We start from the raw sequence: 25822 nt of genomic DNA, 5'->3' as shown, positions 1-25822 counted from the left end.
GAGCCTGAAAGGCGATGGGGCATTTCCCATACGCTTCCACTCTTCAACTTACTTCTTGAAAACATCTCGTGACGGCAGACCGCCTGACGTTGTTCACGCCGAGAAGCCTGCCGCGTCAGGAAGCGGCAGGCGCTGGGAAGCGTAGCGTATATCCGATGTCGCTTGCCGACACATCGTACCGAGCGTCGCCGGCGAGTGCCGCGGGCACGACCTTTTCCAGAACCACGCTACCGAAATTGCTTCGCCGGTCGCTGTCTTGCGACGCTAACAGATCATCTTGAGAGAGGGGTTCGCTCCAACTCACTTCGAAAAAATCCTCCTCGCGCCGGCACTCCAGCGTGATGGGTAAGTGAAGCGCGAGGTTAGGGCTGTGGCTGACGGTATTGACCACCAATTCGTGGAAGGCCAGCCCCACATAAAGAGCGCCGTTCGGATTGAGCAGCAGGTTCTCACCCTTCATCTGTATCAGATGGGGATATTCCGGAAGGTACAGATCCGATTGCTGTTTCAACAACTCGAAAATTTCCGCTCCCCGCCAATCGGAATCGGTGATCAGATCCTGGGATTGTGCCAACGCATGCAGCCGACCCCGGAATTTCCTTAAGAAATCTTCCTTGGTGAAGCTGAACCGTGCCGTCTGTGCCGAAAGGCTCTGGATGATCGCCAGAAGATTTTTCGAACGATGACTGACCTCGCGCAGCAGGGAGCGTAGCAACTGCTCGCGGCGGCGCTCGACTGTGACCTCGCGGATCGTCGTCTTTAACACCCTTTGGCCGGACATGTTGACCGTGGAGTAGACATGGAACTGAAATATCCTGTCCTTTCCAGCCATGACCTCTAGGGTGCCGCGGCTGCCAGCAGCATTCAGGTCCTTCTTCAACTCTGACAGACGCTGAGCAAGTTCCTTGCCAAAGATGTTGACATCCGTTGGCTCGTTCTCCCGCTCAGTCGGGAGGTTCCAAACATCCGGCAGATTGGCGATGAAGATATAGTCCCGGTCACGGTCTTGCAGCATCACAGTTTCGCCGGAGTCGAGCAAAGCCAACACCAGCGAATCGTGCAATTCACCCTCGTTCCGGTCCCTGTTGTGCCACGCGAGCCGATGCAATTTGATCTCCTAGCGGAAAACGACGTCGAGCGGCAAACCACCGGCGCCGACCATTCCTGCGTCAAACGCCCAGCAGCCGCAAGAGTTGCTGGACATGACGACACTCAGCATGGATTACGCGGCAACACGTGAACTTTCATTAAAGAACAGAGCCTGACTGATCAGGGCCTTGACCATATCGGGATTGAACGGCTTGGTCACGAGGAAGGTCGGCTCAGGCCGCTCACCCGTCAGCAGACGCTCAGGGAAGGCGGTGATGAAGATGACGGGAAGAGACGTCATCTGGAGGATGTCCTTCATCGCGTCGAGACCGGAGCTGCCGTCTGCGAGCTGGATGTCCGCGAGAATCATCTTCGGCTGAGTGCGGTGGAAGAGTTCCAGCGCTTCCTTGTGGGTGCGTGCGATACCGGTGACGTTGTGACCGAGATCGGTGACCATCTGCTCGATATCCATGGCGATCAACGGTTCGTCTTCGATGATCATGATGTCGGTCGCAACCTGACGGGCGATTTCCGACGCGGCCTCATCGATCAACTTGCCGATTTCGCTTTCCGCAACCTGAAGAACTTCAGCAGCTTCGGAGGGAGAAAATTCTTCGACGGTCGTCAACAGAAACGCCTGGCGCGGCACAGCCGGAACGGCGGAAAGGTTGGCAGACGCCCGCTTTTCCCAGCCGGTCAAATTCTCATCCGTCTTGATGTTGATCGTGACGGAACTAAAAATAGAGACAAACAATTGATAGAGCGAAACACGATCGCTGCTCGTCTGCGGAAAGATGCTGACATCGGCGATCAGCGCTTCGAGACTAGCAGCCACGTAGGCGTCGCCGGTAGATTGAGAGCCGCAAACAGCACGCGCAAACCTACGGAGATAAGGCAGGTGCGGTGCAATGCGTGTAGAAACGGACATGTAATTCTCCCCTGTTCATGCGGTCTGCAGCGCAAACCTGCGGGATTAATGCCCAACGGAAAAAAAAGTTCCACAGGCCTGGAACGTTTTTTTTGTGCGTGCATTTATAATGCGTCACAAAAGGAATACCCGCACTCATGAGCATGTTTCAATCGGATCAGGATTCGTCTGATAACGGGGTGGGCCCGAGCGTGCCCGACTCCGGACGAGCGGTCATCACCCGTAAATTGAGAGAACTTTACGACGCTGTCCAGGATGAAGGTATCCCGGACAAGTTTCTCGACCTTCTCGAAAAGCTTGACGAGGCTGAGCGCAGATCGAAAGCTTCGGGTGAATGATGACAGAAGACGCGGAAACCAACGGCCACAACTTTAAACGCGAAATGCTGGCGGCGCTGCCGAACCTGCGTGCATTCGCTATCTCCCTCATTCGATCTCGCGACCGCGCTGACGATCTTGTACAAGATACGATCATGAAAGCTTGGGCAAAGCAGGAAAGCTACCAGCCCGGCACGAACATGCGCGCATGGCTCGTGACCATTCTACGCAACGAGTTCTACAGCCAGATCCGCAAGTCCGGCCGTGAAGTTCAGGATACTGACGGTGCATATACCTCGCGCCTGTCCGTCCCGCCGGAACAGCATGGCTCGGTCGATTTGCATGATTTCCGCCAGGCCCTCGAAAAGTTGCCGGATGATCAGCGCGAAGCGATTCTGCTGATCGGGGCTTCCGGCTTTGCCTATGAGGAGGCTGCAGAAATTTGCGGTTGCCCCGTCGGCACGATCAAGAGCCGCGTCAGCCGCGCACGCATGCGTCTGCAAGAACTGCTCGGCATCGAAAACGAAAACGAATTCGGTCCCGATGCCCAGACGACCGCAGTCACGGCTGCGATGGCGCTTCGCTGAACGTCTTCACCAATATGACGGGTGGCGTTCTCACGCTGCCCGTCACATGCCCGTATCCTTGACTGACTCCATGACGACGAAGGTCGATGTATTGGCGACCGAAGGCAGGCTTGAGATTTTCTCGCCAAGCACCCGTCGATATTTGCGAATGTCCGTGGTTCTCACCTTCAGCAGGTAGTCGAAGGCGCCTGCGATCATGTGGCACTCCTCCACCTCCTTGATCTTGCGCACCGCCGCATTGAACTCATCCAACGCCTTCTCTCTCGTATCGGAAAGCTTGACCTCGGTGAAAGCGATGTGTTCCAGCCCAAGTTTTGCTGCGTTGAGAGATGCGCGAAACCCGAGAATGTAACCTTCATCGACAAGGCGCTTCAGGCGAGTCTGGCAGGGCGTTTTCGACAGCCCAACACGGCGCGACAATTCCAGCACAGACATTCGCCCATCCTCGCTCAACGCCTCCATGATCCTGATATCGAAGTGATCCAGATCGCCTGCTTCTGGCACTTTCATCATCCTGTTTTCCTGCATAAATACAAAATAAAAGTTCGTATTTCCTTATTTACGATGAAAATAAGGCCATATCAATTTCCTGAGCAGTGATATTCTGTCCGCAGACACGTGAAGGCGATAACGCCGAACCACCTATTTTCTAGATCCAATCGAGGGCCGAACCGATGGCGGGCACTGCATCCACCGTTGCATTGAATGAGACGATAGCGCCAGCAGGCATTTTTGACCGTTTCGCTCCGCAGGTCAGTGAGCCGAGCGCGCTCCGCCAGGCCATCACCGCAGCCTATCGCCGCTCTGAACCGGAATGCCTCGCCCCTCTTCTCGAAGCGGCGACAGTAAGCGACAGGGAAGCGGAGACGATCCGCTCGACGGCACGCCGGCTTATCGAAGCGTTGCGAGCAAAGGCCAAGGGCACAGGTGTCGAGGGATTGGTGCAAGAATATTCCCTCTCCAGCCAGGAAGGCGTTGCGCTGATGTGCCTGGCCGAAGCCCTGTTGCGTATTCCCGACACCGCAACGCGCGACGCGTTGATCCGCGACAAGATCGCCACCGGCGACTGGAAAGCGCATCTTGGCGGCGGTCGTTCGCTCTTCGTCAACGCCGCGACCTGGGGTCTCGTCATCACTGGCAAGCTCACCTCGACTGTCAACGACAAGGGTCTGTCCGCAGCGCTGACGAAGTTGATCTCCCGTGCCGGCGAGCCTGTCATTCGCCGTGGCGTCGATATGGCGATGCGCATGATGGGCGAGCAATTTGTTACCGGTCAGACGATCGAAGAAGCCATCAGCCGCTCAAGACCGCTTGAAGCCAAAGGCTTCCAGTATTCCTACGACATGCTCGGTGAAGCCGCGACGACCGCCAAGGATGCCGAGCGGTATTACCGCGATTACGAACAAGCGATCCATGCCATCGGCAAGGCGTCAGCCGGGCGCGGCGTCTATGGTGGCCCTGGGATTTCCATCAAGCTTTCCGCGCTCCATCCGCGCTATTCCCGCTCGCAAGCCGAGCGGGTGATAGCGGAACTTCTGCCTCGCGTGAAGTCGCTGATGGTGCTGGCGAAGAGCTATGACATCGGATTGAACATCGACGCGGAAGAGGCCGACCGCCTGGAGATTTCGCTAGATCTGCTGGAATCTCTGGCGCTGGACACCGATCTTGGCAGCTGGTCGGGGCTTGGTTTCGTCGTTCAGGCCTATGGCCGCCGCTGCCCCTTCGTGCTCGATTACATTATCGATCTGGCGCGGCGCTCGAACCGCCGAATCATGGTGCGTCTGGTCAAGGGCGCCTATTGGGACGCGGAGATCAAGCGCGCGCAACTCGATGGTCTGGAGGATTTTCCGGTCTTCACCCGCAAAGTTCATACGGACGTCTCTTATATCGCATGCGCCCGAAAGCTGCTGGCAGCGCGCGACGTCATCTTCCCACAATTTGCCACCCACAATGCGCAGTCGATGGCGACGATCTACCATCTGGCCGGTCCGGACTTCAAAATCGGCGACTATGAGTTTCAATGCCTGCATGGCATGGGAGAGCCGCTTTACAGCGAGGTCGTCGGCAAGCAGAACCTTGATCGTCCGTGCCGCTTCTATGCGCCGGTCGGCACCCATGAAACCCTGTTGGCCTATCTGGTCCGCCGCCTGCTGGAAAATGGCGCCAACTCCTCTTTCGTCAATCGCATCGCCGATCCGAAGGTCCCTGTCGATTCTCTTCTGGAAGATCCTGTCGCCGTGGTGAAGGCGATGCCTGTCCCGGGTGCCCAGCATGACAAGATCGCCAAGCCGGAAGCCCTCTACGGCACGCGCATCAATTCCAGCGGCCTGGACCTTGCCAATGAGAACACGCTCGCCGAACTGAGCGCAGCACTCTCCGAGAGTGTGACGATGGAGTGGAAGGCCGCGGCTCTAAATGCGTCCGGTCAGACACGTCCGGTCATCAATCCCGGTGATCGCAATGACACGGTCGGCTATGTAATCGAGCCGACGCAGGAGGATGTCGCCAAGGCTCTGGCGGTGGCAGCGGCCTCGTCTTGGGCGCAGTCCAGCGTTGAGACACGCGCCTATTGCCTGGAAAAGGCAGCGGACCTGATGCAGGCAAGAATGCCGACGCTGCTCGGGCTCATCATGCGAGAGGCGGGAAAATCGGCACCAAATGCAATTGCCGAAGTGCGGGAAGCCATCGACTTCCTACGCTACTATGCAGCCGAAGCCCGCAACACGTTCGGCCTGCTGCAACAGCCCCTCGGACCGATCGTCTGCATCAGCCCATGGAACTTCCCGCTGGCCATCTTCATCGGTCAGGTCGCGGCGGCTCTGGTGGCTGGCAACCCGGTTCTGGCAAAACCTGCGGAAGAAACACCGCTGATCGCGGCAGAGGGTGTGCGTCTTCTACACGAGGCCGGGGTTCCTGCCGATGCCGTGCAGCTTCTACCGGGTGCGGGACAGACGGGCGCGCAGCTCGTCGCAGCGCCGCAAACGGCTGGCGTGATGTTCACCGGCTCGACGGAGGTGGCGCGTCTGATCCAGAAACAGCTTGCCGAACGGGTCTCAAGCGATGGCCGTACCATTCCACTGATTGCCGAAACGGGCGGCCAGAACGCCATGATCGTCGACTCTTCCGCGCTTGCAGAGCAGGTGGTGGCAGACGTGATCGCTTCGGCGTTCGACAGCGCGGGCCAGCGCTGCTCGGCACTGCGCGTCCTCTGCCTCCAGGACGATGTCGCTGATCGGACGCTGACGATGCTGAAGGGCGCACTGCACGAGTTGCGCATCGGCAGAACCGATCAGCTCTCGGTCGACGTCGGCCCGGTGATTAGCGCGGAAGCCAAGGACAATATCGAAAAGCACATCGAAGCCATGCGCCGCCTCGGCAACACAATCGAGCAGATTGCGCTCGCCGGTGACAGTCAGAACGGGACCTTCGTGCCGCCGACCATCATAGAGCTGAAGTCGCTCGCCGATCTGAAGCGCGAGGTCTTCGGTCCTGTCCTGCATGTCATCCGCTTCAAGCGCGAAAAGCTCGATCAGCTGATCGACGATATCAACGCAACGGGTTACGGCCTGACCTTTGGTCTGCACACCCGCCTCGATGCCACCATCGCGCATGTTCTATCGCGGGTGAAGGTTGGCAATCTTTACGTGAACCGCAACATCATCGGTGCTGTCGTGGGCGTCCAGCCGTTCGGTGGCCGCGGCCTTTCCGGCACCGGCCCCAAGGCAGGCGGTCCACTTTATCTCGGCAGGCTGACACGCGTTGCCCCGGAGGTGGAGCGCGCAGTACAGCACAAGGATCAGGCGGTTCTCGATCTCGCACAATGGTTGGATGGCAAGAACGAAACGCAGGCCGCGGAGGTGGCCAGAACCTCTGCGCTATCGTCCGCGCTTAGCTTCGAGACGGAGCTTGCTGGCCCAGTGGGAGAACGCAACATCTATGCGCTTCATCCGCGCGGCAAGGTCCTGCTCGCACCCGTTTCCACCCACGGGCTTTATCGCCAGCTAGCGGCAGCTTTGGCAACCGGCAACAGCGCCGTTATCGACAAGGATAGCGGCCTGGAGGAGGCAGTCTCCGGACTACCAGCCTCAGTCAAGAACCGTCTCTCTTGGAGCGCCAACTGGCAGGCCGCTGGACCCTTCGCGGGGGCGCTGGTCGAGGGTGAAGCGGATCGCGTTCGTGCCGTCAACAGCCGGATCGCCACGCTTGAGGGGCCGCTCGTTTTGGTTCAAGCCGCATCAATGGAAGAGGTACAGGGTGTAAGCCAACCCTACAATCTCAACTGGCTGCTGGAAGAAGTCTCCGTTAGCGTCAACACGACGGCTGCTGGCGGCAACGCCAGCCTGATGTCCATCGGCTGAACGAAAAAGGCTGGCAGGACACGTCCCTGCCAGCCCATCCATGTCATGTTAAATCGGGTGATTTTCACTCGATGTCAAACGACACGCCCTGCGCCAGAGGCAGCGCCTTAGAGTAGTTCACCGTATTGGTGGCGCGGCGCATATAGGCCTTCCAGGAGTCTGAACCGGATTCACGGCCGCCGCCGGTTTCCTTTTCACCGCCGAATGCGCCGCCAATTTCAGCACCCGAGGTGCCGATATTGACGTTGGCGATACCGCAGTCCGACCCATCGGCGGCCAGAAAACGTTCGGCCTCCTGAAGGTCCTTCGTGAAGATGGAGGACGAAAGACCGGCTGCAACGGCGTTATGCTCCTCGATCGCAGAATCCAGATCAGAATACTTCATCACATAGAGGATAGGCGCGAAGGTTTCTTCAAGAACCGGACCGACCTGCTTGGGCATTTCCACAAGTGCGGGCTTTACATAATAGCCGTTGGCAGCACCGGTATCGACGCGCTCGCCACCGGCGACCACGCCACCATGCGCCTTCGCCTCGGCGAGCGCCTTCTGCATGCCGTCGAATGCGGCCTTATCGACCAGCGGGCCGACCAGTGCGGTGGTTTCCAGCGGATTGCCGACGGAGACCGAGGCATAGGCCTTCTTCAGACGCGGCACGAGCTGGTCGTAGACGCTGTCATGCACGAAGAGGCGGCGTAAGGTCGTGCAGCGCTGGCCAGCCGTTCCCATGGCACCGAAAGCGATGGCGCGCAACGCCATGTCGAGATCTGCCGATGGGCAGACGATACCGGCATTGTTGCCGCCAAGTTCGAGGATGGCGCGGGCAAAGCGCTTGGCAAGACGCGGGCCGACATCGCGGCCCATGCGCGTTGAGCCCGTCGCAGACACCAGCGGAACTTTCGGGTGATCGACAAGTGCTTCGCCCACGGCGCGATCGCCGATGATGAGTTGGCTGAGGCCTTCCGGCGCATCGCCAAAGCGGGCGACCGCGCGCTCGAAAATACCCTGCACGGCGAGAGCCGTCAGCGGCGTCTTTTCCGAAGGCTTCCAAACGACGGAGTTGCCGCAGACGATGGCAAGAGCCGCATTCCAGGACCAGACCGCAACGGGGAAGTTGAACGCAGAGATCACGCCGACGACGCCGAGTGGATGCCAGGTTTCCATCATGCGGTGGCCGGGGCGTTCCGTCGCAATCGTCAGGCCGTAGAGCTGGCGCGAAAGGCCGACGGCGAAATCGCAGATGTCGATCATTTCCTGTACTTCGCCAAGGCCTTCGGAGGGAATCTTGCCCGCTTCGAGCGAGACGAGGCGACCGAGATCCGTCTTGAAGGCACGCAGCTCCTCGCCCAAAAGCCGGATCAGCTCGCCGCGCCGGGGTGCCGGAACAAGACGCCATGCCCGAAACGCGACATCCGCCTTCTCAACGATGTCTGCCACCTCAGAGGGGGAAACGGTCTTGAGACTTGCCACCTGTTCGCCGGTGACAGGGCTGAAGGAGGCCATGTCGCCGCCCTGATAGAGTGCGGACGAAACGCCCATCTTTGAAAGAAGTGCGGCGGCTTCTTTGACGACGTCGACTTTGATTGCGGTCATATTCTGGCTCCTTCAAGGATTTCGCCACGTCGTCTCGCAGCATGCAAGCGATGGCTCAACGCATTGGCTCGGATGGCAAACCACCCATTTCATTCTCTTTCCAGATCATATACGTCTGGAACCGCCCATTTCAAATGAGGAAAGCGGGTGTGTTGATGCGAGGCAGGAATGGATACGCGCAGACGGCTGGTACCCGATATCGTCACGTTGCAAGCTTTCGAATGCGCTGCAAGACACGGCAATTTCACCCGTGCGGCGGAAGAACTGAACCTGACGCAAAGCGCTGTCAGTCGCCAGATCAGCGATCTCGAGGCGCAAACCGGTATGCTGCTCTTCGAACGCATTCGGCGGCGGGTGGTGCTTTCCGATGCGGGGCGCAAGTTCCTGCCCGATGTGCAGAAGCTCTTGCATCAGTCCGAGCAACTGATGGTGCGCGCCGTCACCGCTGGCACCTCCAGCGCCTCGCTGTCCATCGCCACATTGCCCACATTCGGCAGCCGCTGGCTGACACCGCGCCTGCACAAGTTCATGGCACTCTACCCGGAAACAGTCCTGACCGTTGGATCGCGATCCCAGCCTTTCGATTTCGACGAAGAGAGCTTCGATATCGCAATTCACTATGGTCAACCCGTCTGGGCGCGTGGCACCTGCACGTTTCTTTGCAACGAGGTCATCGTTCCGGTCGCGGCAGGATCGATGCTTTCGAGATATGCCCCAGCGAACCATGCAGATCTCCTGACGAGCCCCCTCCTCCACGTGACGACGCGCCCAAAGCTGTGGACGGACTGGTTCGAGATGAACGGCATCTCGTCAGACGGCGCCTACAGGGGGAGCCGTTTCGACCAGTTCTCGATGTTGATCGAAGCAGCCGTCAGCGGCCTCGGTTTCGCGCTTCTGCCCAAATATCTGATCGAGGCAGAATTGGCATCGGGCCAGCTTGTTGTGGTTTTCGATGTGCCGCTCAAGACCGACAAGAGCTACCATATCGCACTTCCCGAGGGGCGCCAGGACAATGTTCTCGCTCGGGCATTCCAGACCTGGCTTTTGGAGCAGGTCGGGAAGCCACCATAACGCCCGAACATCCTCAAGCCGGCATCGTTACAGGCGATTGCGAAAAAACGGGTTCCAGCGCACGGTCCCGAGCCGGATCTTTTCTCGCATCATCGTCAGGAGCCCGGCACTGGCAATGACGATTAGCCCGAACACTGCGAGCGTGTCCGGATACTCTCCAAAGAAGAAAGCGCCGATCCCGACGGCCCAAAGTATCTGCGAATAGTGTGACGGCGCGATCTGGCTGGCAGGCGCGATCTTCGTTGCTGTCAGCAACGTGATCTGGCCGACCGCCGTGCAAATGCCGATCACGATAAAGGCGCCAACCTGATGAAAGGTCGGAACGTGAAAATAGGGAATGGCCAAAAGGCCGTTGAAAGTAAGGCCGTAGACGAGCAGAACGCCCATGATCGAGGTGCGCTTTTCGCGCCCGGCAAGCGAACGCAAAATAACGATCGTCATCGCCGCCAGAAAAGCGACACCCACCGCCGCCAGATGGCCGAGCTCCAGAGCCTTGAAGCCAGGTCGCACGACGAGAAACACGCCGATGATGCCAGCAAAGACGGCAGACCAGCGCCAGAGCCCGATGTCTTCCTTCAACACCACGGCCGATAGGATGGTCACGAACAGGGGCGATAGAAATATCAGCGCATAGGCTTCCGCCAAAGGCAGCGTGGTGAAGGCGTAAATGCCGAGAATACCGGCAAGCAGGCCGGAGATTGCGCGCCCATGCACGGCAAACGGCCTACTCATGCGCCAGAACTCGCGCCAGCGCTCTTCCCGCGGTTTGGTGAAGAAAATGATGGCTGCGGAGGACAGGATGCTGAAGAAGCCTATTTCAAAAACTGTAACCTGCGTGCCGAGCGACTTGATGGTGGCGTCTCCCCAGGAAAAGCTGGCGTAAGCGAGCAGTCCGAGAAGAAAACCTTTTTGCATGGCGAACAATCCGAACTGGAATGGGCAAAGACACGGCAGAGCCAGTCTGCGCTCACGATGGAATGCGCGTCAGATCAGGATTGTGGATGGCTCCTCACTACAAGGGCTACGCCTCATGCTGCGTGGTCACAAGACGAAAATGCATAAAAATGGTATCCTTGGCATTTCCGCAACGGTCATATGCTCGTGCATTATCAAGAGAGTTCGGGATCAATGGTGAAAAGCTCATGCGCCCTCGCGAAGCCGCGCAAGGCATATCGTCCAAGCGAGACCATCAGCGCCTGCATCTCCTCAGGGCAGGTGGCGACAAAATCCCTCGACATCACCGTATCGCGATCTACGGAAGCGCAGAGACCTCCGATGCGGCTGACCATATTGACCGCCGGGCCGACCACGGTGAAATCCAGCCTGCTTCGACTCCCAATATTGCCATAAAAGACCTCGCCGACATGCAATCCGAGATAAACATCGGTGGCGGGAAGGTCTTTCGCTTGACGCTCGTGGTTTAGAACGGAAAGGCGCGTCCGCATCGTCATTTCCGCGGCAAGTGCCGCGGCGCAATCATCCTGCCGATTGCCTGTTCGAAAGATCGCCAGAACGCCGTCTCCGATCAGCTTTAGCACGCTGCCGCCATGCGCATGGATCGCATCGATGACAAGACTGGCATAGTCATTGAGAAAAGGAATAATCTGGTCTGGCTTCGCCCGGTCTGAGATGCCGGTAAAATCTCGAAGATCGGAAAACCACAGGACCGCTTCGATCCGCTCGACTTCTCCTCTTGTGATCGTGCCACTCATCACCTTGCGACCGGCATCCCGGCCAAGATAGACATCCGTAATCGTTTCGATGATGCGCATGCAGCACGCCGTCTTCACTGCTAGCGCAAGCGTCGGCAGCAGCATGCGCAGTGCGGCCAGCTCATCGTCATGAAAGCCCTCCGGCTGCCGGGTGAGCCAGCGGGAATAAAAGGCACTCATTTCCCCGATGCTGCCGCGTTCCGTGAAGCGATGGATGGACGCAATGTAGTCCGTATGGCCGGCATTGCGCAGTTCATCCAGCTTGTAGAAGCTCGCCTCCTCATTGAGGAACAATCGGTGCCGGATTTCCTCGGCATCCTCTTTCAGAAGATGGAAGAATACCGAACTCTCCCACGCCTCACGCGCTTTACCCTCATCGGTGAAGTCATAGACGCTGGACGGGTCGACGGCATCGCGGCTATCCCACTGAAACGCATGCCCCTCGAAATCCGGATGGAGCGTGTCCATCAGGATCAAAGCCGAGGAAATGGCGATACCAGCCGCGTTGCAGCGTTCGCAAAATCCAGCGAGAAGCTCCTCCTCCGGCGTGCCTTCGTAGCCCTGTCGAGAAAGCCAGAAAGCGATTTCCTGAAGGGTATTGTTTTCGGTCATCGAATGCCTGCGGAATGGAGGTACTGGGAAGTCTAACACTGAATGGCTGGAAGGGTCGTCTGGTTTGATTCATTTGCAACAAAATTTTGAAATTACACTTGAATACGCTCTGTAAGCTTGGACTTGGGAACGAAGGCGGATAGATACCAACTCCAGAAACGATATCGAAGTTGTGGAAGGGCTTGACCGCCCCGCACCCTGAAAGGTTGTTCAATGCGTATTGTGATGATCGGCTCCGGTTATGTCGGCCTGGTGTCTGGCGCCTGCTTTGCGGATTTCGGCCATGACGTGATCTGCGTCGACAAGATGCCGGAAAAGATCGAGGCGCTGAAGAACGGCCAGATTCCGATTTTTGAGCCTGGTCTCGATGTCATCGTTTCCACCAATGCCAAGGCCGGTCGCCTGAGCTTCACCACTGAACTGAAAACGGCTGTGGCAGATGCGGATGTCGTGTTCATCGCCGTCGGCACGCCATCGCGCCGCGGTGACGGCCATGCCGACCTTGGATACGTTTATGCCGCAGCAAAAGAAATCGCAGCCGCCATCACCGGCTTTACCGTCATCGTCACCAAGTCCACCGTGCCAGTCGGCACCGGTGACGAGGTAGAGCGCATCATCCATGAGGAAAATCCGACAGCAGATTTTGCTGTCGTATCCAACCCGGAGTTTCTGCGCGAAGGTGCTGCCATCGACGACTTCAAGCGTCCCGACCGCATCGTTGTCGGTCTTTCCGACGAGCGCGCACGTCCGGTGATGACGGAAGTTTACCGTCCACTCTATCTCAACCAGTCGCCGCTGCTCTTCACCACGCGGCGCACCTCCGAACTGATCAAATACGCCGCCAACGCCTTCCTGGCGATGAAGATTACCTTCATCAACGAGATCGCCGATCTGTGCGAAAAGGTGGGTGGCGATGTGCAGGACGTCTCTCGCGGTATCGGGCTCGATGGCCGTATCGGCTCGAAATTCCTGCATGCAGGCCCGGGTTATGGCGGTTCCTGCTTCCCCAAGGATACGCTGGCGCTCGCCAAGACGGCGCAGGATTATGACAGCCCGGTTCGTCTGATCGAGGCAACGATTTCCGTCAACGACAATCGCAAGCGCGCCATGGGCCGCAAGGTGATCGCAGCCGCTGGCGGCGATATCCGCGGCAAGAAGGTGGCCGTTCTCGGATTGACCTTCAAGCCGAATACCGACGACATGCGCGACAGCCCGGCGATCACTGTCATCCAGACATTGCAGGATGCCGGCGCTAAAGTCACAGCCTACGATCCGGAAGGCATGGCGAACGCCAAGCCGCTCATCGAGGGCATCGATTATGCCCAGGGTCCCTACGAGGCCGCGCAGGATGCCGAAGCGCTGGTGATCGTGACCGAATGGAATCAGTTCCGCGCGCTCGATCTCGCCCGTCTCAAAAGCATCATGAAGAGCCCTGTCCTCGTCGACCTGCGCAACATCTATCGCGCCGACGAAGTCACAGCCCATGGCTTCTCCTATTCGAGCATCGGTCGCTCGGAACAGTAACGGAAGGTCTGCACATCCCATGCGTTATCTGATTACCGGAACGGCGGGTTTCATCGGCTTTCATCTCGCCAAGCGGTTGCTGAACGATGGTCACTTCGTCGTCGGCTTCGATGGGATGACGCAATATTACGATGTTGCGCTGAAGGAAAAGCGGCACGCGATCCTTGCGCGTTCGAACGGCTTCAAGGCTGAAATCGGCATGCTGGAAGATGCCGATGCGCTGAACCGCGCAGCCGACCTCGCCGAGCCGGAGGTGATCATCCATCTCGCGGCGCAGGCGGGCGTTCGCTACAGCATCGAGTGCCCGGAGGACTATGTGAACTCCAACCTCATCGGCTCGTGGAATATTCTGGAGCTGGCGAAAAATCTTCAGCCAAAGCATCTCCTGCTCGCCTCGACCTCCTCGATCTACGGATCGAATGAGAAGGTGCCCTGCTTTGCCGAGAGTGACCGTGCCGATGAGCCGATGACGATCTATGCGGCCACCAAGAAGTCCATGGAACTGATGGCGCATAGTTATGCGCATCTGCATAAGGTGCCGACGACGGCTTTCCGCTTTTTCACGGTATACGGTCCCTATGGCCGACCCGACATGGCGCTCTTCAAATTCGTCGATGCCATCCTCAAGGGTCAGCCGATCGATATTTACGGCGAAGGCAAGATGAGCCGCGATTTCACCTATATCGACGATCTGGTGGAAGGCATCATCCGCCTCAGCCACATAGCACCTTCGGAAGACAATCGCGTCACCGAAGAGGGTGTGACCGATACGCTGTCGAAACATGCACCGTTCCGTGTGGTCAATATTGGCGGTGGCCAACCTGTTGAGTTGATGCGCTTCGTCGAAACGGTGGAGACTGTTCTCGGCCAGAAGGCCATCCGCAACATGCTGCCCATGCAACAGGGTGACGTGCCGCGTACCTATGCCTCGCCGGATCTGCTGCGAGCGCTCACAGGCTATGCGCCGGAAACGTCGGTTGAAACAGGCGTCCAGCATTTTGTTGAATGGTACCGGGGCTGGCGCAACGAAAATGTCTGAGGCGTAGGAGCTTAGACCTCCGTCTCCCCTTCATCGCCGCCCTGCAGCAAGCCAAGAACGGCTGCGCAGTTCGGATCGCCCTTATCCAGCAATTGCGCCGGTGACGTCCAGCCGAAGGTAAAACCGACAACGGTGGCGATCGCCCAGGCCGGGTCTTCGCCGGCGCGGTTGAGAAGCTGCGGCGCCTGGCCTGCGACGCATCGCTGCGATTGCTGGATGATTTCAGTGGATGCGTTTGCACGATCGAGCTGTTCGCGCATTTCGGCTTGAAGCGGATCGACGACGAGCAGCGTAATGAACCATGCGGCGATATCGGAAAGCATGAACGGACCTCTTAGTCTCGGCGCGGTGTCGGAAACGGTCCGACATCGTGAAAGCGCCGGGACTTTCACCAGAGGGGCCCGGACCAGCGGGTTGATGGAGATGTAGGATGAGCGCCTTCCGCTTCAAGATCGTAAAGCGGACTTTCGCACAAAGGCGCCTCTGAAAAGTGCGCCTGATCCCTATCTCGTGCTCAAGGTTTACCCTGGTCCGCCTCGGCCTCGGCGAAGAGAGCATCGAGTCGCGGCTTGGCGCGGGCGGGAACGGCCACACTTCTATAGCTTTCCGGCAGACTGGTCTCGCCCACCTTGATCAACATGACCATGCCCATACCGAAATGCGGTGAGCATTTGATGCCGTAGAAGCCGTCCCGTTCGAAAGTGACTTCAATTTCCTCGTTGATCTTGCCCTTGAACCCCTTCGTGCCCTCCGGCACCATGCCGTCGATGGTCGCGGCATTGTGGCTCTTATGCGTTGCGATGAACTTTACCGTGTCGCCGGGCTGGAGGTGAAGATAGTCAGGTTCGAAGACCATTGAGCCCTTCTCACCCTGATTGAGCATCCTGACCTCGACGGTCTCCGCCAAGGAAAGAGCCGCACTCATCGACAAAATGACGACAGCCGTAGCAATGGAGAGAAGCAATTTCATCGTGATATCCTTATTGGGTTTCGATCATGACCGGGGCGCGATAGCGGATATGGCAGGCATCCTCGCTTTCTCGTTCCACATCGACATGAACGCCAAACACATCGAAGATGAGTTCCGGGGTCAGGACCTTGCAGGGCCTACCCATCGCAACGAGCGCTCCCGCCTTGAGCACAGCGATCCGGTCACAGAACATCGCCGCGTGATTGAGATCATGCAAAGCGGCAACGACGGTTAACCTCTGCTGGCGAACCAGATGCAGAAGTGCGATCTGGTGGCCGATGTCGAGATGATTGGTCGGCTCGTCCAGGAGCAGGATCTTCGGCTGCTGTGCCAAAGCACGGGCAATATGCAGACGTTGACGCTCTCCGCCAGAAAGCGTGTGCCACATGCGCCTCCCGAAACCCTCCATATCGACGTCACGCAACGCCTGATCGACAATCTCGTCATCTTCAGGGGACCAAGGAGACAGGGCGCCCTTATGCGGAATGCGGCCAAGCTCCACCGCCTGGCGAGCATTGATGCGCTCCTGTGTCTCAGCCTGCTGCTCGACAAGCGCGATCTGGCGCGCCACATCACGACGCTGGAAAAGGTTCATCGACTTACCGTCCAGCAAGACCTCGCCGGAGCGCGGTTTTCTCAGGCCCGAAAGCATAGCCATGAGGCTCGTCTTGCCAGATCCGTTGGGCCCGACGATGCCAAGAAATTCACCAGCAGAAAGATCGAGGCTGATGTTATTGACGATGTCGATACCGCCCGTTGTCCAGCTTAGGTTGCGCGCGGAAAGCATTATGCCACCCTCCGCCGCTGCGAAAGGATAAGCGCGAAGGCGGGCGCACCGAATAGTGCGGTGATGACACCAATTGGCAGAACCTGGCCGGCGATGATGGTGCGGGAAAGAATATCGGCACCGATCATGAAGATGGCGCCGATCAATGCGGCAGCCGGAAGCAGGCGTCCGTGGCGAACGCCGACGACCAGGCGTGCAGCATGGGGAATAACGAGACCAATAAAGCCGATCGAGCCGACGATGCTGACCATGACCGCCGTCATCAGGGCAGCGGTGCCTGTCAGCACCACATAGACGCGACGCACGGGTACTCCTAGAGAAGCGGCCGATCCCGCTCCGAAGGTAAAGGCGTCCAGCGCCCGGGCATGCCAGAGGCAGACAACGAGGCCGAAAATGGCGATCGGAAGGGCAAGCGAGACATCCGTCCAGCGAACGCCGGACAGGTTGCCGAGCAACCAGAACATGATGCCCCTGGCCTGCTCAGCATTGGCAGCCTTGGTGACGATGAAAGAGGTGAGCGCGTTGAACAACTGCGAACCGGCGACGCCGGCCAGAATGATTGCGCTGTTGCCCCGCCCGGCCCTAAGCGCCAGCAGGCTGACAAGCGCAAAGGCGAGGAGCGCGCCGAGAAATGCACCGAGAGGCATGGTCAGCATGCCAGCACCCAGGCCAAGGATTGCAACGCCGACGGCGCCGGTCGACGCCCCGGCGGAGATGCCGAGAATGTAGGGGTCAGCAAGCGGATTGCGCAGCAGCGATTGCAACACCACCCCAGACACGGCGAGGGCTGCCCCACAACAGGCGGCGACTACGGCGCGGCTCAAACGATAATTCCAGATAATGCCTTCATCGATGGCATCCAGCGGATATCCGGCATGCCAGAGGCGATTGGCGACCGTCTTGGCGACAACCTCCATCGGAATGGAGGTTTCGCCAATGGAGGCGCCAAGCCAAAGCGCCACCAAAAGGCACCCGGCTGCAATGACGGCAGCACGGGCGTAGAGCAAAGAAACGGGCATAGGCTTACTTCGCCAGGCCGAGTTGAACGATCTGGTCGGCCAACACCTCGATGCCGTCGATGGTTCGGATCGTCGGGTTCATCGCCTGTGCATCCATCACGACGATATGGTTGTCCTTGACGGCCGGCATCAGGCTTGTGACCGGATCATCCTTCAGGAATTTCAGCTTCACGGCGATATCGTCAGCTGGAAAACGGCGACGGTCCATCTTACCCGCAACGATGATGCTGGGATTGGATTTGGCGATGGTTTCCCAGCCGACTGTGGGCCATTCCTCTTCGCTATCGATGACATTTTTGATGCCGAGCGCTGACATGATATAGCCGGGCGCACCGTTCTTGCCTGCGACGTAAGGATCGATATCCAGCTCAGCGCTGGAGAACCAGAAGACGGCAGAGAGCTTGCCATCCATCGATGCGATCTTCTGACGCGCAGCGTCCTCGCGGGCCTTCAGGTCGGCGATGAGCTTCTCACCTCGGTCTTCGACATTGAAGATTTGCGCGAGTTCAGCGATCTCTTGGTAGATCTGGTCCATGGTGAAGACAGAACGTCTGACGCCATCGCCACCGCCCGAATTGTCCTTTCCGGTGCAATCCGCAGGCGATGTATATACGGAAATCCCGAGCTCTTCGAATTGCTCAGGCTTCGCAACGATGCCTTCCGGACCGACATGCCATTGAAACTGAGCGGTGACGAGATCCGGCTTCTTCGCCACAACGCTCTCAAAACTCGGATCATTGTCCGCGAGGCGCTCCACCTTGGCGTTGGCCTCTTCATAACCCTTGATCACGGGTCCGATCCAGACGGCCGTTCCCACAACCCTATCGGCCAGTCCCAACAGATAAAGGATTTCCGTGGTGCTTTGACCGAGAGAAACGGTGCGCTGTGGCGCGTGCTTGAAGGTGACGTCCCTGCCGCAATTTTTCAGCGTCAAGGGGTAGGTCGTTTCCGCAGCCTCTGCCGTGTTCGGCACCGTCGAGAGTGCAGCGAATGCCGCCGCGAGAAATGCGCCGGTGAAGTGAAATGTCATGGTTCGATAATCCCCGAAATCGTCGACGTTGCCAAAGGCATACGCCGTCATGTGAGCGCGAATGAAACACTCATTCGACAGCAACGTGCGTGAGACGATCGAGAACGAGGAAAAAACACAGATGGATGTGAGCGCTGAAGGGCGCAAATAACAATCATGACGTCTCCTGTTCAGGGCATCCCCGCCCGTGACATTGGAATGAACTTATGACGGCAGGTCTCCTGGCTCACGGATGATCGTCTTGCCCGCCTTCCCACGATAGATTCGCAGTGGCCCGACGCAGGTAAATGCGTCACGAGTGCTCGACAATCCGCTAACAGTTGCGGGGGCAGCCACGGCCTTGGAGACAATCCCCGCACCGTGTTCCCTATTATTCCTCGCGATCTCTCGCTTGGAACCGTCATAAGCCAGATAGACCTATTTGATCTGGTCCGTCAAGCGACGTCGTGTAATGTTATTACATACCAAATACAAGCTTATTAACTTGCGCTTGAGAAACAAAATGGCCGGAAACAAGTCCCGGCCATCAAGGGTTTTAACGAAATGCTCCGGTTAGGGGAGCGTATAGGCGATGACGTAATCACCAGGCTTCGTGCCGACCGATCCGTGACCGCCTGCAACCATCACGACATATTGCTTGCCATCGTCGAGAGCGTAGGTCATGGGCGTGGCCTGCCCGCCCGCGGGCAATCTTGCCTCCCATAACTGCTTTCCGCTGGTCAGATCGTAGGCGCGCAGATAGTTGTCGACCGCTGCACCGAGGAAGGCCACGCCACCCTTGGTGATCATCGGGCCGCCGATACCCGGCACGCCGACCCTGAAGGGAAGCGGCAGTGGCGTCATGTCATAGACCGTGCCGTTCTTGTGCTTATACGCAACCTTGCCGGTTCTGAGATCGGCTCCTGCGACATAGCCCCACGGTGGCGCCTGGCAAGGGATGCCGATCGGGCTCAGGAACGGGCCCATCAACACGGCATAGGGCGCGCCGTCGTTGCGGTTCAGACCCTGCTCACTGCCCTTCTCATCCTGCCCCTTCGGCGGGACTTTGTCGCGCGGAATGAGCTGCGAGGTGAAGGCAAGATAGGTCGGCATTCCGAACATCACCTGGCGCTCGGGATCGACCGCAACACTGCCCCAATTGAAGGTACCGAAGTTGCCCGGATAAACGAGCGTACCCTTCAAGGACGGCGGCGTGTAGCGACCTTCGTAATTCAGCTGATGGAACTTGATGCGGCAGGCGAGCTGATCGAACAGTGAGACGCCCCACATGTTCTTTTCTTGCAGCGGCTCGGGCTTGAACGTCAATGCAGAGGTCGGCTGCGTTGGCGCGGAGAAATCTTCCGGAATTGCGCCACCGGGTGCCGGTTCTTCGGTCACCGGCAGGATCGGTTCACCCGTCCGACGGTCCAGCACATAGATATCGCCCTGCTTGGTCGGCCCGACGAGAGCGGGAACAGACTGACCATCCGGCTTTGTTATGTCGAGTAGTACCGGCTGTGCAGGCACATCCATATCCCATAGGTCGTGATGCACGGTCTGCCGGACCCAGCGGTCCTGCCCGGTGTTTACGTCGAGTGCCACAATCGACGAGGAGTATTTCTCTACACTCTCGCTCCGACCCATTCCGAGCTGGTCTGGAACTTGATTCCCCAAAGGAATGTAGACGAGCCCAAGCGCTTCATCGACGCTGAATACGGACCAGCTGTTGGGAGAGTTGGTCGTATAGGTCTGACCCGGCGGAAGCGGTTGGGTCTGGGTAGGGTTTCCGGAATCCCAGTTCCACAGCAACTCGCCGCTGTTCACGTCGAAGGCGCGGATAACGCCGGACTGTTCCTGGGTGGAGTAGTTGTCATTGACTGCGCCACCGACGATGATCTTGTTGCCGGCGATGGCGGGCGGCGACGTGGAATAGTAGTAGCCAGCCGGGTTGTACTTCATGCCGGTCTCCAGGTGCAGAACACCCTGGTCAGCAAAAGACGTGCAAACCTGGCCGTTTTCGGCGTCGAGCGCGATCAGGCGAGCGTCGGATGTTGGGAGATAGACGCGGGCGGCGCATTGCGCGCCTGCCTGAGCGGTCGGATCGGCATAATAGGTTACGCCGCGGCATGTCTGATGCTGACGATTGGGATTGAGACCAACATTCGGATCGTACTTCCACTTTTCCTTGCCAGTCGCCGCATCGATGGCGATCGCCCAATTGTGCGGTGTGCAGAGGTAAAGCGTTTTGCCGACCTTCAGCGGCGTCACCTGATAGGTCGTTTCGCCAACGTCGCCGGGAAGCTTGACGTCGCCGGTCTGGTAACGCCAGGCCTCTTTCAGATCGCCGACATTTGCGGTGGTGATCTGTGTCAGCGGCGAATAACGCTGTCCATAGGAGGTCCGCCCATATTGATGCCACTCGCCGTCTGGAACAGGGTTTCCATAAGATGGCGCATTGTTGACGACCTCCGTCGGCAAATTGCCCTCCTGGTCATGCGGGTCCTGCGTCATCGAGAAGGCGGCCACGCCCATGGAAATGACGACGGCTGCAAGCAGCGGAACGGCGTTGGCTCCGTAACGAATGCCCGTTGGACTGACAAAACCGAGCGGCTTACGGATCCAGGGCATCAGCAGCCAGATGCCAATCACGATGATCAGGCCGCCACGCGGCCCAAGCTGCCACCAGTCCAGACCGACTTCCCAGAGAGCCCAGCAGAGTGTCGCGAGCACGAAGAGCGCGTAAAAATGCAGCGCCGCCTTGTTTCGCTTGAAAAGAAGAATTGCCGTAATGATGAAGGCGAGCCCGGCGAGCGCATAATATACGCTGCCGCCAAGCATTACGAGTTGGGATCCGAAGCCGAAAAGCGCAAGCCCAATGAGCGTCAGAGCGACAGCAGTGACAGTAACCGCCATGAAAAGCCCCCTATTAATTTCCCTTGATGCTTAACAGGATGCAACAGGATAGGTTCCGCGGAGATCACATTTTTGCCATTTCTGTGTTATCCGGCCACGAATTTCAATCGCAGAAATCGTTGAAAGCGCGCGCAATGTTATCACGGCTGGCCGACGCTGCAAGAAGGCAAGCCAACAGAATTCTCGCCTGACCTGGCCTCAAGGTCGTCGAATGCACCGCTCCAACATTGCCCATGTCGTGACCGCCTCCACCGCCGCCATAACCGGCGACAAGACGACCGACGGGCACGCGGCTGGACACGACGACCGGGACGTTCCTGTCGCAACAACGCTGCACGGCCTCCACGATGCGGGCATTGGCGTTGCCCGAGCCGAGTGCGGACAAAACGATTCCTTTTGCGCCAGCCGCGAGGCTGGCATCGATATGAGTAGCCTCGCAACCGGGATAGATCGCGACGATATCGACGCGGACAGTGCGGACTGGCGCTGGCAGCGTGGCGCTCTGAGGACAGATATCAGGGTCTGCGAGATCAAAGGCATCCGGATCGTCTGCCGAACGCTTGTAAAGCCCCCAGACGGTCAGCAACTTACCGCCGAAGGAAATCAGCACGCCCTTATCGCTGTTGGATGCGTCAGCGGCGGCGGCAATCGCAGCCTGGAGATTTCCCGGCCCGTCCGATTGTGGATTGTCAGCCGTGAATTGGGCGCCCGTGAAAATAACCGGTTTGCTCAAGCTGTGCTGTAAATGCACGAGCAAAGAGGTTTCTTCCATGGCATCCGTGCCGTGAAGCACCACGACACCCCGAACCGTCGGGTCGGCAAGCTCTTTGCCCACCGCATCGCTTATTGCCTGCATGTCGGAAATCGTCAGGCTGGACGAATCCGTCGCCATGAGTTCAACCGGCTTCAGGGAAATCTCGCCACCAAGACCTGAGAGCAGATTTTCCCCGGATAGCGAGGGTTTCGCAGCGCCCGTCTCGTCACGCTGACTTGCGATGGTTCCGCCGGTGGCAATGACCGCCACCAGCCCTTCGTGATGATCGGTCGAAATGCTTACGGTCATCTCTGGCCCGGCGCAGCGGCGTCACTCGGCGCCTGTGCTTTCGACAATTGCTGGATACGCCCACGCATCAAATACCATCCCCCCACCAAAGTCGGCGCGATGACGATAAGAGAGCCAACGGTATATGTGCCCGCGGGGTAATCGAATGCCATCAGCACCAGAACGCCAAACAGGAAGACAAGTGTCAGAATGCCCGTGTAAGGCGCGCCAAACATGCTGAAATCCGGACGCTGCATCTTCCCCTGCCGGGACAGATGCCACAGCTTGAGTTGGCATAACACGATGACGCCCCAGGCGCAAATGATGCCAAGTGCGGCAAGATTGAGCGCAATTTCAAACGCTTCAGAAGGAACAATGGCGTTGAGGATGACGCCGAACACAGTGACGACCGCCGTTACCGCAATACCGCCATAGGGCACCCCTGCCTTGTTCATCTTCGCAAGCGCGGCCGGCGCAGAACCGGAAACTGCCATCGAATGCAGGATGCGACCAGTTGAGTAAAGGCCGGCATTGAGCGACGACAGCACAGCGGTCAGCACCACGAGGTTCATCACGATGTCTGCACCTTCAACACCGATGGAGCCGAAGAAGGTCACGAAGGGGCTCTCGCCTGCCTTGTAAGCCGTGTAGGGCAGGAGAAGCGTAAGAAGCAGGACTGAGCCGACGTAGAAAACCAGAAGGCGGAAGACGACGGTGCGGATTGCTTTCGGCATGACCTTGCGTGGATCCTCCGTCTCACCCGCCGTCGTACCGATCAATTCGATAGAGGCATAGGCAAAGAGCACGCCTTGAATGATGACGAAGGCCGGCAGGATACCGTTGGGGAAGAAGCCGCCATTATCGGCAATCAGGCTGAAGCCGGTGACGTGGCCTTCAATCGGCGTTCCGAAAATGACGAAGTAGACGCCGACGATCAGGAAGGTGAACAGCGCCAGGACTTTGATCAGGCTGAACCAAAATTCCAGTTCGCCGAACACCTTGACCGACAGCATGTTCATACCGAGCACGATGATGAGCGCCCCGAGCGCAAACACCCACTGGTCGATGCCCTGCATCCAGGGCACATATTGCTTGAAGAAATTCATGTAGAGGGCGACGGCCGTCACATCGGCAACCGAGGTCATCGCCCAGTTCATCCAGTACATCCAACCAACGGCAAAGGCCATCTTCTCGCCGTAGAACTCACGCGCATAGGAGACAAAAGAGCCGGAGGTCGGACGGTGCATGATCAATTCGCCAAGGGCTCGAAGCACCAGAAAGGCGAAGAAGCCGCAGATTGCATAGACGAAGATGAGAGCGGGACCAGCAATGGCAAGGCGCCCGCCTGCCCCAAGGAAAAGCCCCGTTCCGATCGCGCCGCCAATGGCGATCATCTGAATCTGGCGCGGTTTGAGTGCCTTGTGATAGCCGAAATCCTCCTGGACTTCGACCTGACGTTCATGGTTTGCTTGAGTTACCTTATCCACTGGTGTCGCTCCTCCCTCAGAGCTATCGTCCATAGACTTGATGAATGACCCGTTCTGTCCTTATGCAAGAATGCCCTTCACAAGGTAAGCGCCCGGAGAACGACGCAGCCGTTCTGTAAGGCTGCATGACAGATTTTTGATCCCCTTAGTTTCCGGCTGCGCGCCCGTCAACCCTCTCCCCGGCCATTGACCTACATCATGGACAGGACTAAACCAAGAAAAATCTGTCTAGCAGCTTTACAGATTTATCGGATCACCATGGAGGATGACATGATCACGATGCGTCAGGAACGCGATCTTCTCGGGCCAAAAGATATTCCGGAAGCAGCCTATTGGGGTGTGCATACGCAGCGCGCGGCGGAGAATTTTCCGATCACCGGGACAACGATCGGCCGCTACCCCTATCTCATCCGCGGCCTGACCTTTGTGAAGGAGGCGGCTGCGCTGGCAAACCATGAGCTGGGCCTGCTGGATCAGGAGCGCATGGACGCCATCGTCAAAGCCTGCCGCGAGATCCGCGACGGTGCCCTCCATGATCAATTCATCGTCGATGTTATTCAGGGTGGGGCCGGAACGTCGACCAACATGAATGCCAACGAGGTGATCGCCAACCGCGCGCTGGAAATTCTCGGATATGCAAAAGGTGACTACAGTCGGCTGCACCCGAACGACCACGTGAACCTCAGCCAGTCGACCAACGATGCCTATCCGACGGCGATCAACATAGCTTTGATCGAATCCATCGATGAACTGGCCGCTTCCATGCTCGTGCTCCAGGACGCCTTCGAGGCCAAGGCCCGTGAGTTCGACGGCATTCTGAAAGTCGGGCGCACGCAATTGCAGGATGCCGTGCCGATGACCCTCGGCCAGGAATTCCGCACCTTTGCCGTGATGCTGGGGGAAGACCGCGCTCGCCTGATTGAATCCGCAGCATTGCTACATGAGATCAATCTGGGCGCCACGGCGATCGGCACAGGCCTCAACGCCCCTGCCGGTTATGCCGCGATTGCCTGCAAGCATCTCGTGCAACTGACAGGTCGACCACTGGTGACGGCGAGCGACTTGATCGAGGCAACGCAGGATCCCGGCGCTTTCGTCCATCTCTCGGGCGTATTGAAGCGCATCGCAGTCAAACTCTCCAAGACCTGCAACGACCTGCGCCTGCTGTCCTCTGGCCCTCGCGCTGGCATTGGCGAAATCAATCTCCCAGCTGTACAGGCCGGCTCAAGCATCATGCCCGGCAAGGTCAATCCTGTCATCCCGGAAGTCGTCAACCAGGTGGCCTTCGTGGTCATCGGCAACGACATCACCGTCACCATGGCGGCAGAAGGTGGACAGCTTCAGCTGAACGCCTTCGAGCCCGTCATTGTCCGGGCGCTGTCGGAGAGTATTGCCCAACTCGGCACTGCCTGCGGAACACTGGCGGAACGCTGCGTCGTCGGCATTACCGCCAATGTCGATATTATGGCTCGCCGCTTGGAAGAATCGATAGGCCTTGCGACGGCGCTCAACCCGTTGATCGGCTATTACGCTGCGACAGAGGTTGCGCGCGAGGCGCTCGCAAGCGGCCGGACCGTACCGCAGGTCGTGCTTGAAAAAGGCTATATGAGCGCCGAACAACTGATCGAAGCATTAAGGCCGGAATTGCTGGCGAACATTGCCGCACCCGTCTTGCAGGAGGAAGAGGCAGGCAGAGCGCAGAGCAGAGCGTGAAGACATTCGAAACGATGGTGCCGGCGGATGTGTGCAATGTCTTCCGGCACGCCG

The 25822-nt window shown here is 58.3% G+C and carries 21 protein-coding genes and 1 riboswitch; of the genes, 7 read left to right on the top strand and 14 right to left on the bottom strand.

From position 1 onward, the window contains the following. Nucleotides 1-115: 115 nt before the first annotated feature. Nucleotides 116-1108 carry a sensor histidine kinase gene (locus QE408_RS07005; protein ID WP_306929665.1) on the bottom strand — a complete coding sequence of 331 codons (993 nt, stop codon included), beginning with the start codon at nucleotides 1106-1108 and terminating at the stop codon, nucleotides 116-118. Nucleotides 1109-1222: 114 nt separating this feature from the next. Beyond that, nucleotides 1223-2017 (bottom strand): response regulator, encoded by a 795-nt coding sequence (locus QE408_RS07000; RefSeq protein ID WP_306929663.1) that lies wholly within the window; start codon nucleotides 2015-2017, stop codon nucleotides 1223-1225. A 137-nt stretch (nucleotides 2018-2154) separates the two neighbouring features. On the opposite strand from QE408_RS07000, the gene QE408_RS06995 reads away from it, so the two are divergent. Both QE408_RS06995 and QE408_RS06990 read left to right on the top strand, forming a co-directional pair. Next, the gene (locus tag QE408_RS06995) at nucleotides 2155-2355 is read left to right on the top strand and encodes a NepR family anti-sigma factor (RefSeq protein WP_306929662.1); all 201 of its coding nucleotides are present in this window, start codon (nucleotides 2155-2157) and stop codon (nucleotides 2353-2355) included. Further along, nucleotides 2355-2921, top strand: coding sequence for a sigma-70 family RNA polymerase sigma factor (locus QE408_RS06990; protein ID WP_373465515.1), 567 nt, complete (start codon nucleotides 2355-2357; stop codon nucleotides 2919-2921). Before QE408_RS06995 ends, QE408_RS06990 begins: the two co-directional genes overlap by 1 nt. Before the next feature lie 42 nt (nucleotides 2922-2963). On the opposite strand, the gene QE408_RS06985 is transcribed toward QE408_RS06990, so the two are convergent. Further along, complete coding sequence (locus QE408_RS06985; RefSeq protein WP_306929658.1) at nucleotides 2964-3434, bottom strand: Lrp/AsnC ligand binding domain-containing protein; 471 nt, start codon at nucleotides 3432-3434, stop codon at nucleotides 2964-2966. Nucleotides 3435-3595: 161 nt separating this feature from the next. On the opposite strand from QE408_RS06985, the gene putA reads away from it, so the two are divergent. Continuing rightward, nucleotides 3596-7279, top strand: coding sequence for a trifunctional transcriptional regulator/proline dehydrogenase/L-glutamate gamma-semialdehyde dehydrogenase (gene putA / locus QE408_RS06980; protein WP_306929656.1), 3684 nt, complete (start codon nucleotides 3596-3598; stop codon nucleotides 7277-7279). 64 nt (nucleotides 7280-7343) lie between these two features. On the opposite strand, the gene amaB is transcribed toward putA, so the two are convergent. Beyond that, entirely contained in the window at nucleotides 7344-8870 is a 1527-nt protein-coding gene (amaB, locus tag QE408_RS06975) for an L-piperidine-6-carboxylate dehydrogenase (protein WP_306929654.1), read from the bottom strand. Between the two features lie 168 nt (nucleotides 8871-9038). Between amaB and QE408_RS06970 the strand changes: the two genes are divergently transcribed. After that, entirely contained in the window at nucleotides 9039-9941 is a 903-nt protein-coding gene (locus QE408_RS06970) for a LysR family transcriptional regulator (RefSeq protein WP_306929652.1), read from the top strand. 27 nt (nucleotides 9942-9968) lie between these two features. Here the strand turns inward: QE408_RS06970 and QE408_RS06965 are convergent, their stop codons facing one another. Both QE408_RS06965 and QE408_RS06960 read right to left on the bottom strand, forming a co-directional pair. Next, the gene (locus tag QE408_RS06965) at nucleotides 9969-10856 is read right to left on the bottom strand and encodes a DMT family transporter (protein ID WP_306929651.1); all 888 of its coding nucleotides are present in this window, start codon (nucleotides 10854-10856) and stop codon (nucleotides 9969-9971) included. Between the two features lie 194 nt (nucleotides 10857-11050). Next, nucleotides 11051-12265, bottom strand: coding sequence for an adenylate/guanylate cyclase domain-containing protein (locus QE408_RS06960; protein ID WP_306929650.1), 1215 nt, complete (start codon nucleotides 12263-12265; stop codon nucleotides 11051-11053). Between the two features lie 213 nt (nucleotides 12266-12478). Here QE408_RS06960 and QE408_RS06955 point away from each other — a divergent pair, with 213 nt between their 5' ends. Both QE408_RS06955 and QE408_RS06950 read left to right on the top strand, forming a co-directional pair. Next, nucleotides 12479-13789 carry a UDP-glucose dehydrogenase family protein gene (locus tag QE408_RS06955; protein ID WP_306929649.1) on the top strand — a complete coding sequence of 437 codons (1311 nt, stop codon included), beginning with the start codon at nucleotides 12479-12481 and terminating at the stop codon, nucleotides 13787-13789. Nucleotides 13790-13808: 19 nt separating this feature from the next. Further along, nucleotides 13809-14828: an NAD-dependent epimerase gene (locus QE408_RS06950; RefSeq protein ID WP_306929647.1), complete on the top strand. Its 1020-nt coding sequence runs from the start codon at nucleotides 13809-13811 to the stop codon at nucleotides 14826-14828. Between the two features lie 11 nt (nucleotides 14829-14839). Here QE408_RS06950 and QE408_RS06945 read toward each other — a convergent pair whose 3' ends face one another. The 8 genes from QE408_RS06945 to QE408_RS06910 all read right to left on the bottom strand — a co-directional run bounded on the left by QE408_RS06945 (nucleotide 14840) and on the right by QE408_RS06910 (nucleotide 24088). Continuing rightward, entirely contained in the window at nucleotides 14840-15151 is a 312-nt protein-coding gene (locus tag QE408_RS06945) for a hypothetical protein (RefSeq protein ID WP_306929645.1), read from the bottom strand. Between the two features lie 191 nt (nucleotides 15152-15342). Next, nucleotides 15343-15798, bottom strand: coding sequence for a pseudoazurin (locus QE408_RS06940; RefSeq protein WP_373465496.1), 456 nt, complete (start codon nucleotides 15796-15798; stop codon nucleotides 15343-15345). A gap of 10 nt (nucleotides 15799-15808) precedes the next feature. Next, the gene (locus QE408_RS06935; protein WP_306930242.1) at nucleotides 15809-16588 is read right to left on the bottom strand and encodes an ABC transporter ATP-binding protein; all 780 of its coding nucleotides are present in this window, start codon (nucleotides 16586-16588) and stop codon (nucleotides 15809-15811) included. Continuing rightward, nucleotides 16585-17604, bottom strand: a complete 1020-nt coding sequence (locus tag QE408_RS06930; protein ID WP_306929644.1) for a FecCD family ABC transporter permease — start codon at nucleotides 17602-17604, stop codon at nucleotides 16585-16587. Before QE408_RS06930 ends, QE408_RS06935 begins: the two co-directional genes overlap by 4 nt. 4 nt (nucleotides 17605-17608) lie before the next feature. Further along, nucleotides 17609-18634, bottom strand: coding sequence for an ABC transporter substrate-binding protein (locus QE408_RS06925; RefSeq protein WP_306929643.1), 1026 nt, complete (start codon nucleotides 18632-18634; stop codon nucleotides 17609-17611). A 194-nt stretch (nucleotides 18635-18828) separates the two neighbouring features. Further along, a riboswitch (cobalamin riboswitch) is annotated at nucleotides 18829-19051 on the bottom strand. A gap of 135 nt (nucleotides 19052-19186) precedes the next feature. Further along, entirely contained in the window at nucleotides 19187-21526 is a 2340-nt protein-coding gene (locus QE408_RS06920; RefSeq protein WP_306929641.1) for a glucose/quinate/shikimate family membrane-bound PQQ-dependent dehydrogenase, read from the bottom strand. A 103-nt stretch (nucleotides 21527-21629) separates the two neighbouring features. Beyond that, a complete protein-coding gene (locus tag QE408_RS06915; RefSeq protein WP_306929639.1) occupies nucleotides 21630-22589 on the bottom strand; it encodes an asparaginase domain-containing protein in 960 nt (319 codons plus the stop codon). Beyond that, on the bottom strand, nucleotides 22586-24088 hold the full coding sequence (locus tag QE408_RS06910; protein WP_306929636.1) for an amino acid permease: 1503 nt from the start codon (nucleotides 24086-24088) through the stop codon (nucleotides 22586-22588). Before QE408_RS06910 ends, QE408_RS06915 begins: the two co-directional genes overlap by 4 nt. A 237-nt stretch (nucleotides 24089-24325) precedes the next feature. Between QE408_RS06910 and QE408_RS06905 the strand changes: the two genes are divergently transcribed. Continuing rightward, nucleotides 24326-25768, top strand: coding sequence for an aspartate ammonia-lyase (locus QE408_RS06905; protein WP_373465495.1), 1443 nt, complete (start codon nucleotides 24326-24328; stop codon nucleotides 25766-25768). The last annotated feature ends 54 nt before the right edge of the window (nucleotides 25769-25822 follow it).

The sequence above is a fragment of the Agrobacterium larrymoorei genome (assembly GCF_030819275.1).
Lineage (GTDB): Bacteria > Pseudomonadota > Alphaproteobacteria > Rhizobiales > Rhizobiaceae > Agrobacterium > Agrobacterium larrymoorei_B.
The sequence above is the reverse complement of the archived record's forward strand: the minus strand, read 5'-3'. Positions and strand labels throughout refer to the sequence as shown.

What these genes read in the sequence shown, in the direction of transcription:
- QE408_RS07000 (WP_306929663.1), bottom strand. Translation starts at nt 2,017, where the DNA reads ATGTCCGTTTCTACACGCATTGCACCGCACCTGCCTTATCTCCGTAGG.
- QE408_RS06995 (WP_306929662.1), top strand. Translation starts at nt 2,155, where the DNA reads ATGAGCATGTTTCAATCGGATCAGGATTCGTCTGATAACGGGGTGGGC.
- QE408_RS06990 (WP_373465515.1), top strand. Translation starts at nt 2,355, where the DNA reads ATGACAGAAGACGCGGAAACCAACGGCCACAACTTTAAACGCGAAATG.
- QE408_RS06985 (WP_306929658.1), bottom strand. Translation starts at nt 3,434, where the DNA reads ATGATGAAAGTGCCAGAAGCAGGCGATCTGGATCACTTCGATATCAGG.
- putA (WP_306929656.1), top strand. Translation starts at nt 3,596, where the DNA reads ATGGCGGGCACTGCATCCACCGTTGCATTGAATGAGACGATAGCGCCA.
- amaB (WP_306929654.1), bottom strand. Translation starts at nt 8,870, where the DNA reads ATGACCGCAATCAAAGTCGACGTCGTCAAAGAAGCCGCCGCACTTCTT.
- QE408_RS06970 (WP_306929652.1), top strand. Translation starts at nt 9,039, where the DNA reads ATGGATACGCGCAGACGGCTGGTACCCGATATCGTCACGTTGCAAGCT.
- QE408_RS06965 (WP_306929651.1), bottom strand. Translation starts at nt 10,856, where the DNA reads ATGCAAAAAGGTTTTCTTCTCGGACTGCTCGCTTACGCCAGCTTTTCC.
- QE408_RS06960 (WP_306929650.1), bottom strand. Translation starts at nt 12,265, where the DNA reads ATGACCGAAAACAATACCCTTCAGGAAATCGCTTTCTGGCTTTCTCGA.
- QE408_RS06955 (WP_306929649.1), top strand. Translation starts at nt 12,479, where the DNA reads ATGCGTATTGTGATGATCGGCTCCGGTTATGTCGGCCTGGTGTCTGGC.
- QE408_RS06950 (WP_306929647.1), top strand. Translation starts at nt 13,809, where the DNA reads ATGCGTTATCTGATTACCGGAACGGCGGGTTTCATCGGCTTTCATCTC.
- QE408_RS06945 (WP_306929645.1), bottom strand. Translation starts at nt 15,151, where the DNA reads ATGCTTTCCGATATCGCCGCATGGTTCATTACGCTGCTCGTCGTCGAT.
- QE408_RS06940 (WP_373465496.1), bottom strand. Translation starts at nt 15,798, where the DNA reads ATGAAATTGCTTCTCTCCATTGCTACGGCTGTCGTCATTTTGTCGATG.
- QE408_RS06930 (WP_306929644.1), bottom strand. Translation starts at nt 17,604, where the DNA reads ATGCCCGTTTCTTTGCTCTACGCCCGTGCTGCCGTCATTGCAGCCGGG.
- QE408_RS06925 (WP_306929643.1), bottom strand. Translation starts at nt 18,634, where the DNA reads ATGACATTTCACTTCACCGGCGCATTTCTCGCGGCGGCATTCGCTGCA.
- QE408_RS06920 (WP_306929641.1), bottom strand. Translation starts at nt 21,526, where the DNA reads ATGGCGGTTACTGTCACTGCTGTCGCTCTGACGCTCATTGGGCTTGCG.
- QE408_RS06915 (WP_306929639.1), bottom strand. Translation starts at nt 22,589, where the DNA reads ATGACCGTAAGCATTTCGACCGATCATCACGAAGGGCTGGTGGCGGTC.
- QE408_RS06910 (WP_306929636.1), bottom strand. Translation starts at nt 24,088, where the DNA reads ATGGACGATAGCTCTGAGGGAGGAGCGACACCAGTGGATAAGGTAACT.
- QE408_RS06905 (WP_373465495.1), top strand. Translation starts at nt 24,326, where the DNA reads ATGATCACGATGCGTCAGGAACGCGATCTTCTCGGGCCAAAAGATATT.